At 53.9% G+C, this 13,744-nt stretch carries 16 protein-coding genes; all 16 read right to left on the minus strand.

The features are described 5' to 3' along the window. Nucleotides 1–94 precede the first annotated feature (94 nt). Entirely contained in the window at nucleotides 95–382 is a 288-nt protein-coding gene (locus tag AC6I8C_RS09980; RefSeq protein WP_497822365.1) for a phage tail assembly protein, read from the minus strand. A gap of 63 nt (nucleotides 383–445) precedes the next feature. Beyond that, a complete protein-coding gene (locus tag AC6I8C_RS09985) occupies nucleotides 446–952 on the minus strand; it encodes a phage major tail tube protein (RefSeq protein WP_497822366.1) in 507 nt (168 codons plus the stop codon). Continuing rightward, the gene (locus tag AC6I8C_RS09990; RefSeq protein ID WP_497822367.1) at nucleotides 949–2,418 is read right to left on the minus strand and encodes a phage tail sheath C-terminal domain-containing protein; all 1,470 of its coding nucleotides are present in this window, start codon (nucleotides 2,416–2,418) and stop codon (nucleotides 949–951) included. Before AC6I8C_RS09990 ends, AC6I8C_RS09985 begins: the two co-directional genes overlap by 4 nt. A 38-nt stretch (nucleotides 2,419–2,456) precedes the next feature. Beyond that, on the minus strand, nucleotides 2,457–3,056 hold the full coding sequence (locus AC6I8C_RS09995) for a phage baseplate assembly protein V (RefSeq protein ID WP_497822368.1): 600 nt from the start codon (nucleotides 3,054–3,056) through the stop codon (nucleotides 2,457–2,459). After that, the gene (locus AC6I8C_RS10000; RefSeq protein WP_497822369.1) at nucleotides 3,049–3,603 is read right to left on the minus strand and encodes a hypothetical protein; all 555 of its coding nucleotides are present in this window, start codon (nucleotides 3,601–3,603) and stop codon (nucleotides 3,049–3,051) included. The genes AC6I8C_RS09995 and AC6I8C_RS10000 overlap by 8 nt, the downstream gene beginning before the upstream one ends. A gap of 8 nt (nucleotides 3,604–3,611) precedes the next feature. Continuing rightward, complete coding sequence (locus AC6I8C_RS10005) at nucleotides 3,612–4,274, minus strand: hypothetical protein (RefSeq protein WP_497822370.1); 663 nt, start codon at nucleotides 4,272–4,274, stop codon at nucleotides 3,612–3,614. Between the two features lies 1 nt (nucleotide 4,275). Next, entirely contained in the window at nucleotides 4,276–4,635 is a 360-nt protein-coding gene (locus AC6I8C_RS10010) for a head-tail joining protein (protein WP_497822371.1), read from the minus strand. After that, on the minus strand, nucleotides 4,635–4,970 hold the full coding sequence (locus AC6I8C_RS10015) for a capsid cement protein (RefSeq protein ID WP_497822372.1): 336 nt from the start codon (nucleotides 4,968–4,970) through the stop codon (nucleotides 4,635–4,637). Before AC6I8C_RS10015 ends, AC6I8C_RS10010 begins: the two co-directional genes overlap by 1 nt. Nucleotides 4,971–5,035: 65 nt before the next feature. Then, on the minus strand, nucleotides 5,036–7,123 hold the full coding sequence (locus tag AC6I8C_RS10020) for a ClpP-like prohead protease/major capsid protein fusion protein (RefSeq protein WP_497822373.1): 2,088 nt from the start codon (nucleotides 7,121–7,123) through the stop codon (nucleotides 5,036–5,038). After that, complete coding sequence (locus tag AC6I8C_RS10025) at nucleotides 7,083–8,591, minus strand: phage portal protein (RefSeq protein ID WP_497822374.1); 1,509 nt, start codon at nucleotides 8,589–8,591, stop codon at nucleotides 7,083–7,085. Before AC6I8C_RS10025 ends, AC6I8C_RS10020 begins: the two co-directional genes overlap by 41 nt. 8 nt (nucleotides 8,592–8,599) lie before the next feature. Then, a complete protein-coding gene (locus AC6I8C_RS10030) occupies nucleotides 8,600–8,815 on the minus strand; it encodes a hypothetical protein (RefSeq protein ID WP_497822375.1) in 216 nt (71 codons plus the stop codon). Between the two features lie 272 nt (nucleotides 8,816–9,087). Beyond that, complete coding sequence (locus AC6I8C_RS10035) at nucleotides 9,088–11,202, minus strand: phage terminase large subunit family protein (RefSeq protein ID WP_497822376.1); 2,115 nt, start codon at nucleotides 11,200–11,202, stop codon at nucleotides 9,088–9,090. Next, entirely contained in the window at nucleotides 11,203–11,700 is a 498-nt protein-coding gene (locus tag AC6I8C_RS10040; RefSeq protein WP_497822377.1) for a DUF1441 family protein, read from the minus strand. It lies immediately after the preceding gene. Between the two features lie 244 nt (nucleotides 11,701–11,944). Next, nucleotides 11,945–12,202 carry a hypothetical protein gene (locus tag AC6I8C_RS10045; protein WP_497822378.1) on the minus strand — a complete coding sequence of 86 codons (258 nt, stop codon included), beginning with the start codon at nucleotides 12,200–12,202 and terminating at the stop codon, nucleotides 11,945–11,947. A 14-nt stretch (nucleotides 12,203–12,216) separates the two neighbouring features. Continuing rightward, nucleotides 12,217–13,134: a hypothetical protein gene (locus AC6I8C_RS10050; protein WP_497822379.1), complete on the minus strand. Its 918-nt coding sequence runs from the start codon at nucleotides 13,132–13,134 to the stop codon at nucleotides 12,217–12,219. A gap of 74 nt (nucleotides 13,135–13,208) precedes the next feature. Next, a complete protein-coding gene (locus tag AC6I8C_RS10055; protein WP_497822380.1) occupies nucleotides 13,209–13,712 on the minus strand; it encodes a hypothetical protein in 504 nt (167 codons plus the stop codon). Nucleotides 13,713–13,744 lie beyond the last annotated feature (32 nt).

The raw sequence follows: 13,744 nt of genomic DNA on the forward strand, positions 1-13,744 counted from the left end.
TCAAACAGAAAATCGGAAAACGTGCTGAATGGCATATCCAGATAGTCCCCCATCGGGAAATGCAACCGCCTGCCCAGAAAGCGCATAGCCCGGATCAACTCTCCTTCGGTCGCTCTGCGGGCGGGAGCATAAAAACGTTGAAGGCGTCCGTCAGCTGCGCATAATCCGCTGCTGTCAGCAGCCAGATATCCTGTTCGCTGAGGTTACATAGCTGTGCAATCATCCGCGCCTCCTTCTCCTCTTCATTACCGCGATCTTTTGCATGCGCGATGCGGTCGCGAACCAGTGGTTCGCGCATGTTAATAATGTTCAACTCCCCGCCGCCCTCCAGCGTGATCGGGGTGAATAAAAAAATGGTGCGGATTTCACCGGGATAACTCATAGGTAACTCCTGAATAAAAAAACGGCCCGGAGGCCGTTATGAGTAAAGGATTAAAGGGATAGTTTACAGGCGGACTTTTGATGCCAGTCCGGTCAGCACATCAACGCCGTTGACGCGCCGGGCAAACCGCTCAGTGTCGATTTCAAAAAGCTCTTTTCCGTCTTTTGTCTGTTTGTAGTAGCTGACCGCGATGTCAACCGTGGTGGCGTTTTCGGAAAGGGTGTCTTTGCCGCGCGCATCAGGCGTGACTGTGTGAACAAATCCCTCAATCTCCTCAATCGTTCCCAGCGCGGTGCCATTAGCCAGATAGCCCTGATACGCAGTGAATCGACGACGACTGCCACTGACGAAGCCAAATGCCGTCAGCATGTCGGTATCAATGCCGTAAAATTTAATCTGACAGGTCAGCGCCTCCATGCCGTCATCAACGGGTGTTGGTGCGTCCTGCGCACCGGTACGCAGATCGGTTTTGACGATTGCCAGTGTCGGTGGCGTAAACTCGTGTGCGCCCTGAATGCGCACCCCCTCCCGGAAAAACGTCCAGACGCGTAATGTGTTTTTATCACTCATGCCGCCAGCAGCTCCTCAATTGCGTAATTGTTGTTAACCCGGACGCGCAGGCTGATCAGTTCCGTTGGTGATTTCGGACCAAAATCGTAATTGATATAGAGTTCACCCGCCGCCAGCGTTTCCTCTGTATTCAGCTCCTCATCCAGCCAGGCTGTGCCGCCAAAGATGGCTCTCAGCTTCACTAATGAACGCATGTACGAATTGATCGTTCCGATGATGTCATCCGCGTTTTCACGATCCAGAGGGCGGTCCACATACGGCAGCATGGCCTCCTGAATGCTGTCCTCAATGACGTCCGCTGTACGGCGCACCGATTCAAAATGCCACTGCGGATCATCTGCGCAGAGGCGGTTTCCCCAGTGTTTAAACCCCGAACGGCGCACGATGGTTGAGACGTTCTGCATATTCAGCAGGTTGGCATCGCAGTTTCTGTCGCCGAGGATAAATTCATCAATCTGCTCAACCCCGAGGATATTGTTGATGTCCTGATTGGATTTGCTCCACCACCAGCCCTTTTCGAAATCAATGCGCGCACGCAGTCCGGCAGCAAAGGCGGAGTAAGGCCGGTAAATCAGCTGGCCATCGGCGTTGCTGACCTGAACACGGGGGCGTAACAATTCAACGCGTGCGCCATAAGACTGGCGGCGCTGGACCACTTCCTGCAGTGTCGCCCCTGATTTGCAGTCTACATATGCCACCGCACGCAGTTTTCCGGCGACAGTTTCAAGCCCCTTTCCGACCGCATCGTCTTCGCTGAATCCGGGGGCAATCACAATGCGCGGCTGATAGGAGTTCACCGATTTACTGACGGAAAGTTTTTTGATGCCAGCTAGGACGGCAGCGCGCTGGTTTGTGGCGTCAGCATCCTCAGCGACACGAACAACCACCGTCAGCGCATTACGCTGGTCGTTGATTTCCGACAACGCCTGCGCCAGCGTTCCGGCATTACCGAGGCGTGACAGCATCGTCGTGCCAACAATGGCCACCGGCGTATTGAGCGGAAACGGCTCATCCTCTCCGCCGCTCAGCTGAATACTGAAAGGAGTAACGATGCCGGTTCCGGTAGCCACGGCGGTCACTTTTGCATCTGCCAGCGGCTTCATAGCACTTGCTATCTGGGAGGCTGTAGCTGTGGCTACGCCCTTAGCATCACAGCCCAGCGTAATGCTGACTTTCAGGGCAGACGCATCCCACTTAACTTCAGTTGGAATCGCGGCGGGTTTGGCTGCATCCGGAACGGCTGCAACGGCCTCAACGGCGATCACATTTCCCGCCCTGCCGGGTACTCTGGCCGTAAAATTAATCACATTATCCATAATGGGCGTGCCGGTAGTTGCACTGGCTGGCGTACCGGCGGATGCATCAGGTGCCGTTCCCACCAGCCCGATAATTGCCGTCTGAATCGTCGTCACTGCGACGGTCCCAGACGTTAACTCTAGTGTTTCAACCCCATGTAAATCAGCCATCTGTTTTCTCCAGGCATAAAAAAACCTGCCGAAGCAGGTTACATTTTCTGATTAGGTTTTCCGGTCGTTCCGCCGCTATCGCCGGGATGGTCGTGGCCGTTATGCACCTTCCGCATAGCCCCCATAGTGCCGGTGCCGTCACTGATATCACCGGTTGCGCTGATGTCGTCGTTCACCTGCGTTTTCCCCTGCACCGTAAGGGTTTCGGTGATTTCAACAGGACCATCCAGCGTGCCTTTACCGACAATTTTGTATGATCCTCCTGCTGCAATTTTAATTGTCAGTGCATGGGCTTCCCGGTCATACCGGATCTCGGTGCCATCGCTATAACGGGTGATATGCTCGCTATCATTACCCTCCGGCACAGGCATTGCTCCCGTATTCCAGCCCGGAAACACCCGGCCATTATTCAGTTCCCCGGCCTCTGACAGCACGGTAACGGCATCACCCACGGCGAAAGGGTTTGAGTCGGAACGGTTAGCCCCCGAAAAACCCTGGCAAAGTGGCAGCCAGGTGGTGACGATATCCCCGAGATCGACGCGGCATTTTGGCTGCTTATCATGGCGGACTGAATGAATCACGCCACGGCGGATGAGATTAGCCAGCCGCCGCTGCAGGTCTCCACTGATATCACTCATCGGTTTCTGACTCCCAGATCAGCCGATAGTCATCGACGTGCGCACGCCCGACATCAGGTGATTTACCCAGCCAAACCTTACGCAACGGCACACCTGAAGGCGCAAACGGGTCAACACCAAATGCAGCTGATTGCGTGTATGAAACCCGCCAGACCAGGTAATCATCCATGCGGGGATCAAACTCATCACGCTCAGCCGATATGAATTCAGCTGGCTCTATGTGGCTGAGACCAAATTGCTGACCGTCAATCCACTGCGTGATATCTGCTGCTGCAGTTCGCAAAAAAATTTCAGGTTTACTGGCGCTGGCTCCCTCAGAATCCACCACGACAAACAGATCACAGCTGAGCGAGACCTGCAGCTGGCCTTCATTACCGCCACCCTGCTCCCAGCTGTTAATCGTGAAATACACTGCGGGCGTGGTTAATCCAGTGAATCGGGGAATGTTTTTTTCGGGATAGGCATCAGCATCCTGCACCCACGCTATATTTTTCAGCGCCGAAATCACGGCGTCATGGTACTGCCCCATCATTAACGGTTCAGCCATTACAAACCTCACACAGAAATTCTGGCCTTAACACGGCCACGCAGATCACTCTCGAAATGGTGCATGAAAATCTCCATGACCTCCGCAAACGCGTTGTCCTCAACGTAGTTCAGCATCGGTTCATAGATATCAATTTCAGCATCACGGGTGCGGCGCGTTTCCGGGTCACGGATCACTATTGTGCGTCGGTTGTCACGGCGACCGCGTGCGACCTCCCCATTCTCAAACGTGCGGGCTGACAGCAGGTTTCCTTTGGGGGTAAATCCCACGGTACTGGCCCGACGCCGCGACTTGATAAACCGGCCCGTTTTTTTGTCGTGCCGGTTATGATGTGGCCGCACGCGCCCAGAGATTTTCCCTTTCAGGTCTTTCACCTTTACCGCGTTCAGACCAAACCACAGCCGGAAATTATCCAGCGTGGACTTAGAGGCTGGCTGAATACGAAACGACAGGAGGCGGCGGCGCACCATGTTCATGCTGCGCGGCGCAAGCCCGTCTTTCAGATCGGCTAGCACCCGTTTTCTCAGTGTTGACCCTGTTCGCTGCAATGCCCGTGAATACGCGGCACGAAACTGTTTTTGTGTGGCTCCGATTTTTTCCGCTATCCGCCAGATAGCGGTTACGTCAATATCCACGGGTAAATCCCGCCTTAGCCGCGATTCACGTGCCATTTCACTTACTCCAGTTATTTATCTCAGGCTGGGGCTTTCCCGGCTCACCGAATGCCAGCGAAACGCGGGTGCGGCCCTGTTCATCGGTTCCCACATGAGTCACGCGGTAATTCACACCATTCACCACCGCACCGTCCCCCTTAGACAGACCGGAAATATCAGCCGTCATGGCGCTGAATGCTGGCGAGTAGTCCTGCAGCTCACCGCCGCCCGGCACACTCACAGGTGAATCGGGCGATTCAAATATCACCACCACCGAGCGCGCCTTACCCCCCATTAGCAGGGTGGCCGGGGATTCCTCAGCAAACGCCCGGTTAATCCGGGCATCCGCCTTTGCCAGCCGCGAACGGAAGCGGTTCATCAGAAGCCCAGCCGCACGGCAACAGACTCGTCACCGGCTTCAGCATCAGCCCAGGCAGTACCGGCAAGAGGATTAGGCGTAGCCGCTTCACCCGCTTCCGCCGTCACCTTGCCGCCTGCCAGATAAAGTTTCTGGCCCGTGAGAATGGCCTCTGCCGCTTTTGGCAGCACAAACACACCAGCCGTATGAAGCACACCCCCTAAACCCGCCAGAATATCGTCATGCGCTACGCCCACCAGCGCGCCCACAACCACTGCCTCGCCGGACTGGATTTCAGTTTCCCCGGTGTTCTGATAATCAATCGTTCTGCCGTCCTGCTGATAATTCGTTGCCATCGTTGCTCTCCAATGAAAAAGGCGGCCTGCGCCGCCCGGATAAAAGAAAGCCGCCCGGAGGCGGCTTATTTGTTGGTGACTTTAACCAGGCCCCGATGATCCAGCGGTGCAACACCTGCATCAATGCGAACCTTGAACGCTGCACCATCAATGGTGAACCCCTGCTGCTGCTCCAGATAAGGGGTATCAATACCGTCCAGATAGGCGACCTCGATAGTGTCGCGGCCCTGTGCTGCAGCCAGGTAGTAATCAGTCGCGCTGCTGTCATCCAGACGCGCCTCCGACATGACCTCCACAAAGTTCTGAATCGGGTTATTGATGCCGCTGTTAACATCAGCACCGGGAACGCTGGCAGATTTGATCAGCTGGTTGGCGCGAGACTCGATAGCGACGGGGGCCAGCATAAACGCAGGACGAATATTCAGGTTACGCTCACCTGATTTCTGCAGCTTCATCGCCTTGCGTGCCGTGTCCAGGCCTTCAATGCTGAGACCGGCCTTAATCAGGTTGCCATGGTCGGCATGGAACAGCGGTTTACCGTCTGACATTTTTGGATTGCTGGTCAGTACGGCCCAGACCAGATCGCCTACGGTGGCTCGGGCTGCGCTTCCCATCGCCTGCGGAATCCCGGTCAGCATGGACAGATCATCATTTATGATGGCCTGACGATCGATGCTGAACAGGTTGCCGTAGGTTGCCAGCGCAATCGGCTCGCCACGATCTTTGAGCGTGACATATTTATATTCTGCGCCCGGACGCACCTTGCTCAGTGTCGGGAACGTCTCAAGGCCGACGCGGTGCGCCGTTTTGAAATCAGTCAGAATCCCTTTGCGCGTCCATTTATCGAAAATTTCCTCGGCCTCATCCCAGCCCATCAGCGCCGCTTTATTAGCCACGTCCATCAGGATGTTGCCAAAATCACTGTTGCTGTGGGTGAATGCCAGCCCCACCATTGCCATCGGGGTCTGATGACCGGCAATACCGATCCCGCGATCAACCAGAGAAGCGCGCGCCAGCTCACGCAGCGTATAGCCTGCATACGCATTGTCTTTTTCTGCTTCCGCATAGCCCACGCGGGACATGATTGCAGCGCGGACTGAATCGCCCACCAGATTGCCGTTACCCGCATGCAGATGAATGGCACCCGGACCGGCGAGCGGCGTTGTACCGGCAGCCAGCGCGGTAAGCAGTTTGCCGCGTGCCACTTCCGCTGAGCATGACATATCACTGATACATTCGGTGCGCAGAGAGGCAAAGGCCGGGAATGCTTCAAACACTGCGCTAACGGCATTAACGCGCTCAGCGTTCGCCGTCTGCATCTGCTGCTGCAACTGAACAGCCAGTGCGCCGATATCGATGTTGCCTGCCTGAACCGGCGCGGGCGGAGTAGCTGCCGCCTGCGGGGCAGGAATCTGCGGCGCTGGCGTCTGAGCAGCTGGTTTTCCTTCTGCGCGTGGCGTAAACAGTGATTGGAGTTGTTGAGGCATGTTGGTGTAGTCCTTCAGTTTATTTTCATTCATACAGGCTGCTGCCTGCAGTTCAGGTTCCAGGGTATCGGCAAAACCTTTTTCAACGGCCTCTGCACCGCTCAGCCAGGTTTCGGCTTTCAGCATTGCCTCAAGCTCTTCACGCCCCAGACCGGTTTTATTCATGTAGGCGTTGAGCATCAGCGCTTCATTGCGATCAAGAAAATCTGCGTAATCGCGCATCTCATCGGAGTCACCAGCAATACCGCCCCAGGGTTTATGGATCATGATCCAGGCGTTTTCCGGCATGTGTACAGTGGCACCCGGCAGGCAGACAATCATGGACGCCATACTGGCGGCCATGCCGTCTACCCAGATATCCATCGTGGCTTTAAGGCGTGACAGCGTGTTGTAAATGGCAAAGCCCTGCATGACATCACCACCGGGGCTGTGAATATGCAGGTCGATGGCGCTGGCCTCAAACACGCCAGCCTCTCTGCACTCATTCACAAACTGCTGGGCTGTGATGCCCCAGCCACCGATCACGTCATAGAGATAAATCTCTACCCGCCCGGCTGCCAGCGCACGAATCTCATACCAGCACTGACCGTTTGCCGCATCGACACCGGCCAGCGAGGCTTGAGGATCAATCAGTTTTTGAGTCATCTGACTCTTTTGATGTTGCATCTAACACCACTCCTTTATCGTTGGCGGCGTCGGAATCGAACACCAGCCCATGTTCCCGGTTGAATTCGGTTTCGCGCAGGCGCTGGCGCTTAACCTCCTGCGGATTTTTGCCACGCGCACGCGCCCACTCCGCCTCAGTACTGGCACCGCCACGCACATTGGCTTTCCACGCCTGCGCCTCTTTAACCGGGTCAATCCATGGCATCACCGGCCCAAGATAAAGCGCGTTATAAAGAGATTTTCGGTCTACATCGGGAGGGATTTCGATACCGCTCAGGAGTGCCATTGCCAGCCATGCACGGTAAACGGGGCGACTGTGCTGCCCCACAAACCACTGCTGGAGAACGTTGTACCCCTCAAAACTCTCCACCAGCTCCTGACGCTGTGAGCTGTATGTACCGTTGTAGTCGCGTGCAATGCTGGAATAGCTGCCGCGTGTACCGGCAGCAACGGCCCGCATCTGCCCGTTCCTGAACTCGTAGAGGTGAACGTTGGGGCGGTTTGATTCCACCATGCCCAGATCTTCACCCGGCTTTAAATCGTCATAAATCATGCCGGGCGCTATGTTGTAGAACCGCTCCCCGCCAGGCTCCGAAAATTCCCCGCTGTCATCCAGGGACTGCGCATCACCGCGCCGTATGTAGAACCCCAGCGCTGCAGCGATACGCGCCGCGACCCGTTCCGATTCTTCGTAGTCTTTGATGTCCGACAGGCGAGTGATAACGCCATGTATCAGGCTGATTCCCCGCAGCTGATGCAGGCGTTTGCGCTGTGCCAGATGCAGCATGTTGTCTGCTGAGATAGTTTTGAATTCAGTGTTAAAGCCGGTAAATGAGGCCGGATGGTTTTTATAGACTTTGTAAGCAGTGGGTCGCCCCCATGCGTTAACGACGATGCCCTGCCTGATTTGCTGGCCTGTCGTGCTGTTCAGGTTGTGCGGAACAAAGTCGGCTTCCAGCATTTCCAGCGAGAACGGCACTGATGTGGCGTGCTGTAACCCGGCTACATTGCCGCGCACAAGCTGGGTGAACACCTCACCGTCACGCAGTGCAGAACGCAGCAGCAGCCGTTCTGCCTCGGGTCGGGTAAACATGCCCGTCACCTCGGGACGAACGGACCATTCCGCCCATAACGCTGATAGCTGGCTGGCAAAATCGCCGTGCAGATTGCCATCAAGATCGAGCGGCTGTGGTTCAACGTGGATGCCGTGCGCCCCGATTACCCGGTCCTCCATCTTGTCGAACAGGCCGATGACCAGATCGTGATTTTCATCCAGCCAGCGCGCCTGCTCACGCAGTGAGGTTCCCGCTGCAAATACAGCGGTATCGGCTGAGCGGGATTCACGCTTGCTTTTGTGTAAACGGGACGGGTGAGCGGCCTCATAAGCCTGCAGCCGGAGGCGGTTTTGCACACGTGCAGCGGCCCACCCTGGCGAAATAACGCCGAGTGCTTTTTCAAAAAATCCCATATTGGTCCCTAATTAAACCTGGCGAGTTTGTACGAACCGCCGCGACCGCGTGCAGCGCGCCAGCGTTTTTCCCAGTAATCCAGCTCGGTGCGCAATGCCACCGGATCATGGTTGGTAATGGCCCGACCGTTAACGCCGGTAAATGAAACTGATTTTCCATCCAGCGAATCGGTGTATGCCTGACGCACCGTGAGGAGCATCTGGTGAATTTCACTTCTCGTCATTACAGCCATCCTCCGTTGCCAGACGACCCCGACCATCCATCTGCCGCGAGGCTATTTCGTGGCGCTGGTTTGGGAGCGTTTTGCTGTTTGGTTTTAGGTTTTGATTCAGTTTTCTGCAGAGGCTTATCGCCCGTCACGATACCGGGGTTGGCATCCTGTTCCCGCGCCCATGCTGGCGGGTTTTCCCAGTCGCGGATTTTTTCATACCCGCGCAGAATCGGTGTATGCCTGACGCACCGTGAGGAGCATCTGGTGAATTTCACTTCTCGTCATTACAGCCATCCTCCGTTGCCAGACGACCCCGACCATCCATCTGCCGCGAGGCTATTTCGTGGCGCTGGTTTGGGAGCGTTTTGCTGTTTGGTTTTAGGTTTTGATTCAGTTTTCTGCAGAGGCTTATCGCCCGTCACGATACCGGGGTTGGCATCCTGTTCCCGCGCCCATGCTGGCGGGTTTTCCCAGTCGCGGATTTTTTCATACCCGCGCAGAACGGCTACGGCCTGCGCATAACAGAACAGGTCAAACGCCTCGTTATTACCTTTACCGGGTTTGCGCCATTTGCCATCAGCGCCGCGCTCCTCATAGGTCAGTTCGTCGTAAAACCATTCGCCCAGCCAGTCAGGAAAATGGATGTAGCCTGCGCCGGGCGTCTCGCGTGAGAGGTTGTTGCTCAGCTGGTCTTTGAGCGTATCAGTCTGAAGCAGATAGACAGGGATTTCCCCCCGAACCTCAGCACGCCTGTCGGCCCTGCCGCTATTGTCCGGAAAAGTTTTTGTGATCGTTTTCTGGCGTTTTGTGCTGTCGCCCTTGATGAGATAAACGCGTCTGGCCAGCCCATCCCGGCGACACTGCCGCCAGAATTTATACGCATTGCCAGTCACGCCTTCCTCGCCGCCGCTGTCCACCGCCATTGCCATCACCGTCATCCGCTGCTCCTCATTGCTCTGCAGGCGATAAGTTTTTTCAAGCACATCTGAAACCAGCAGTTGCCAGTCCTCTGGATAGGCATCAGGCCGAATTGGCAGAGCCTCGCCGTTTTCATCATGTCGCAGTGAATAGCGGATGTTGTAGCGGTCTATCAGCCAGCGCTCCCCGTTTTCGCCGTACCCGATGATCTGCACCACGAACCGGCGTTTTTTACCGCCCTGCACGTCAACTGCGGCCAGCAGGAATCGCACTTTAGGCGGCACCAGCCGTTTGCCATAATCCTCAGCACGTTTCATCAGGACGTCTGACTGGCGCTGTTCGGTGGCAGCGCGGGGAAGATAAGGAAGCCCCCAGTCGGTATTAATGACGGCCCTGAGTGTTTCCTCACTGCCGGTGGTCTCGTATTCCTGCTCAGCGGTCAGTAATTTGTAAACCAGCTGTGTCCACGTCTGATAAGCGGCGGCTGGCCCCTCCATCCAGAACGAGGCAATACGTGAGCGGCGCGGTTCGCCAGCACGCTGCCCGGCAGCATCAATTTTTTCGCCCTCACGCAGCCAGACACCAGCAATATTCAGCTCGCGTTTCTGGTCAGCGGTAATGACGTTATTACAGTGAGGACAGCAGATGTGCGCCGCTTCGCTGGCTTTAACCGGATCGGGGTCGTCACGATAGCCGGTCATCACTTCCATAGCGGGCTGAAAGTAGTCCGCGCAGTGCGGACAGGGCCAGTACCAGCGGCGACGGTCGCCGCGATTATACAAAGACAGAATGCCCGTTGATGGCGGCGCTTCGTGTGGTGACTGCCTGCGCCATTTACTGTTAATCACTTCCCGGCCCGGCGAACTTTCTACCAGCGTCATGCCACTGGACATGAAGGTGGTGGTGCGTTTTGACGCCAGTGAAAACCCGTCGCCCTCACCGTCAATATCATCAGGCCAGCGATCATAATCAGTCAGCGCCACATATTTATAATCAGACGAAGACATGATGTTTATCGATGGCCAGCCTATTTTCAGGTAGTTGCCAGCGCGAAACGTTTTGTCGTGAACGTTATTATCATTTGAGCGGGGACTCATTCTTCCTGCGACAGCGCGACTGACCCGAAAGGTACGATCAAGACGTTTTTTGGAATGTTCACGGGCTTTCTCTTCGGTCATCTGTATCAGAAGAAAGTCAGCCGGATCGCACACGATGGAATAAACAATCCATCCATCAATGAGACCAAGCGTTTTACCGGTACGAGCGGGACCAACAAAAACAACCGCGTCATATTCACGCGATGCCAGGCAATTCATCGGCTCAATAATATAAGGCGTCAGCCCTGCCTCCCATGGAAGCGAACTACCTGACCCGAGCGGCACACGCATATATTTTGCCACCGCATCAGCTACAGGCATCCGCCGTGGCGCTTTTAGTAATGCGGACACATCTCTGCGAATCGCACTTACTGATGCAAACATTTAGTCGTCCTCATAATCTCGAATGTCTGCCGCCAGCGCCTCTCTGATTTCGTCGATAGCATTCTGAGCTTCGGCTATCTGATCCGGTCTCCACCCCCTGTCCCTTTCCAGCTTATCGGGCCAGGTATCGAGTACCTGAGTAATGATTTTTATCATCAGCGCCATTTCTCTGTGTGCATCTGAAGCCGGAACAAGTTTCTTCTGGGACTCTTCCAGCTTTACGCGCTCATTCTCAGACTGAAACCAGTCCTTACGGTCTTTAGGCGACATTTTAGAGGGATCGTGAAGATCATCAGGATCGCCCTGTTCTGGCTTACCAAACAGCAAAGGACCGACATCTTTTAACGCATAGACAGGATTACCGCGCACCATACTGGCGATAGGGGCATTAGCCTCAAGCAGACGCTTTTTTACTGTTCCGCGATTCAAGCCGAAAGCCTCAGCAATTCTCGCTACGCTCCAGTTGTAAGCGTCGCCCAGATTGCTGACATTTGACATCGGCACCTCACGTTGTCAGGTGGTTTTGCTTATTACTGAATGAAATCAATACAATAGAAATGATTGAGGTGACACGGCAAAAAAGTTTTTGTCACCAGATTTGATGTTTAATTCAATATAATCAGAAAGTTAAAAGACCTGCTGCTGACAGCATGAAAATTCAAAAACCAGCCGTTTTCCGCGTGTCGCCGCCCCCTCGGTAAACGATCTTGCCGGGAGTACCTTTTTCAAATGAGAATAGTTATCATATACTATTGGGGTCATAGGACGATACCGAGATGGCTGAACCTGCGAGGCGTGTTTTCGCCCAGACCAACAATTCCCCGCTGAATTTCAGCCAGCTTCCGGCGTTAATCGTATGTCCTGCCTGTGTCTCATCATCGGGTATAACATCAGACAGGCAGAACAGAGCTGACCCGGTTTCGACCAAGACGTCATAGTCCTGCAGATCATCTTTAATGAGTACCCAGCGTTCACTGAGTTCTAAATATTTAGTTTTCAAAATTCCTCCTGAATTCAACTGAGGACAATTGCCTGTATGTATCTGGTCCCCCAGTCAGCTGGCTGCCGGACCTGAAAAATTGTTGAGTTTCCCGTTGCCGGAAATGATTCCCCATAAGAGCCGGAGTATCGCACCGTAACTGTCATGTAATCAGTGGTGTCGATTGTCACAGTCTGAGCAGTGCGTGAGGCAGAACCAGACTCTGTAACTATGGGTGACGTGGCAACGCTGCCGGTTTCAATCTGGGCAAACCCTGCCGGGAATGTCATGCCGTCACCCGCCCTGACAAACCAGCTCATTGCGTAATCACCGGCCACCAGCCATTTTGCATAGTCTGCGCCCTGCGTCATCCAGATGGCCGGAGTTGAGGCGCTATAGCTCTGCCCGTTACGGAGACGAACCCGGGATCGTTTTGTCGTGCTGACAGCAAACACCAGTCGCTGCCAGTCTGCTGACAGGCGATAACGTGTTTTCGGAACGTGGGTAACGTTATCGACATCCTGAGAGATCAGATAGGAATCGCAACCAATAGGGATGAGTCCAATAGGGCCACCATCAGGCGCGCCGGTCGCATCAGTGATTAAATTAGTGTCATCACTTACCACCAGAAATTCAGAGGCAGTCAGCCCCCGACAAAATGGTTGTAAATTAATGGCTGCAGGTTCTGGAGCATGACGCCCTATCGGATTTCCCCCCCGGTACTCCAGAGGCCACTCATCAATAGTGCTCATTTCCAGTGTGCCGGATTTGTTCCAGTAGTAGTGTGTTGAACCATTAAATTTAAGTCGGGGGTGAAGCGTTTCAGAAAGAAGATCGATTGTTATGGGTGGCCTTGATGGATTTGCCAATTGTCCCATGAAGGTCGAGCCGGGAACGGATATACCTGACATACTGGTACCACCAATGACAGTGGTATCGGGTGTTACAATCATTGATTGCTCCAATAAAAAACCTCCCGAAGGAGGTTAGGATTTGAGATTCAACGTTTGAAAAAAATAATTTTTCATTACTGGCCTAGTACACCCTTGGCTAATGAAGATGCTATCCCTACGAAGGTTGGGTTTTCTAATAATCTTTGCCATAAACTTTTAATTTCAGGATCATCACTATTTTCAATAGCCTCTTGCAGTTGTTCAATACTGATATGTTTAGTTATGGAATTATTTGAACCAGCCTGAAATTCACCAGCGTTAATTGCACCATTAAAAGTCAGGTGTGTAGTGACATGGTTCGGCTTAACTTTAACATCTAAAGCTCTAACTTTAAGTGTTGCAAGGTAAGGGAGTTCATCCCCACCTATGCCTAAACTGGTTGAAATATCATAATCTAACACCTCAAATGGCCTTTCTTTAGAACCAACTTTCTGAATAACAATACTTCCGATATCAAAAGGACAGTCGTCACTAGTCAGAGGGATTGATAATTGGTTTTTCGATGTTACACGCTCACCTTTGTAGCTTTTACCTTCAAAAAAGAAAGTATCGGGAAAGAAAAAGTCTTCGTCACACATAATTCCCCCTTACTGCGCCTAAGAATACCAGC

Source organism: Pantoea sp. X-Soil-YNGN-844 (genome assembly GCF_059730595.1).

Coding starts and splice junctions, on each gene's coding strand:
- AC6I8C_RS09995 (WP_497822368.1), bottom strand. CDS start 3,056: ATGAGTGATATCAGTGGAGACCTGCAGCGGCGGCTGGCTAATCTCATC.
- AC6I8C_RS09985 (WP_497822366.1), bottom strand. CDS start 952: ATGAGTGATAAAAACACATTACGCGTCTGGACGTTTTTCCGGGAGGGG.
- AC6I8C_RS09990 (WP_497822367.1), bottom strand. CDS start 2,418: ATGGCTGATTTACATGGGGTTGAAACACTAGAGTTAACGTCTGGGACC.
- AC6I8C_RS10000 (WP_497822369.1), bottom strand. CDS start 3,603: ATGGCTGAACCGTTAATGATGGGGCAGTACCATGACGCCGTGATTTCG.
- AC6I8C_RS10020 (WP_497822373.1), bottom strand. CDS start 7,123: ATGCAACATCAAAAGAGTCAGATGACTCAAAAACTGATTGATCCTCAA.
- AC6I8C_RS10040 (WP_497822377.1), bottom strand. CDS start 11,700: ATGTCAAATGTCAGCAATCTGGGCGACGCTTACAACTGGAGCGTAGCG.
- AC6I8C_RS10030 (WP_497822375.1), bottom strand. CDS start 8,815: ATGACGAGAAGTGAAATTCACCAGATGCTCCTCACGGTGCGTCAGGCA.
- AC6I8C_RS09980 (WP_497822365.1), bottom strand. CDS start 382: ATGAGTTATCCCGGTGAAATCCGCACCATTTTTTTATTCACCCCGATC.
- AC6I8C_RS10035 (WP_497822376.1), bottom strand. CDS start 11,202: ATGTTTGCATCAGTAAGTGCGATTCGCAGAGATGTGTCCGCATTACTA.
- AC6I8C_RS10015 (WP_497822372.1), bottom strand. CDS start 4,970: ATGGCAACGAATTATCAGCAGGACGGCAGAACGATTGATTATCAGAAC.
- AC6I8C_RS10005 (WP_497822370.1), bottom strand. CDS start 4,274: ATGGCACGTGAATCGCGGCTAAGGCGGGATTTACCCGTGGATATTGAC.
- AC6I8C_RS10010 (WP_497822371.1), bottom strand. CDS start 4,635: ATGAACCGCTTCCGTTCGCGGCTGGCAAAGGCGGATGCCCGGATTAAC.
- AC6I8C_RS10025 (WP_497822374.1), bottom strand. CDS start 8,591: ATGGGATTTTTTGAAAAAGCACTCGGCGTTATTTCGCCAGGGTGGGCC.
- AC6I8C_RS10055 (WP_497822380.1), bottom strand. CDS start 13,712: ATGTGTGACGAAGACTTTTTCTTTCCCGATACTTTCTTTTTTGAAGGT.
- AC6I8C_RS10050 (WP_497822379.1), bottom strand. CDS start 13,134: ATGATTGTAACACCCGATACCACTGTCATTGGTGGTACCAGTATGTCA.